The organism is Blautia sp. AF26-2 (assembly GCF_003460955.1).
GTDB lineage: Bacteria > Bacillota > Clostridia > Lachnospirales > Lachnospiraceae > Fusicatenibacter > Fusicatenibacter saccharivorans.
Genome location: NZ_QTWD01000013.1, coordinates 1 through 358, shown reverse-complemented (window position 1 = coordinate 358; position 358 = coordinate 1).

Here is a 358-nt window from a genome sequence, read left to right as displayed (position 1 = left end):
CAGAATTAACTATATTTTTCTAAAAATAAGAAAATTCGAAAAAAGGTGTTGACTTTTGCTTTGGGCGGTGTTATTATAACTAAGCTGTCAGCGAGAGCTACAGTGAATGAGTTCTTTTGAAACAGAAAAACCTAGTTCGGAGCCGGGTGGCTGCCGCGGGTTACAAGAACTGCTTCAAAAAAACTTGAAAAAAGTTCTTGACAAAAGCAAATGAGTTTGATAAAATAAACGAGTTGCTGATCGAGAGAACAGCAGAGAAATTCGAAAGAACTTCAAAAAATAAATAAAAAAGTTCTTGACAAACGAAAAGTTCTGTGATAAAATAAACGAGCTGATCCGAGTCGGAACGGCAGAGATC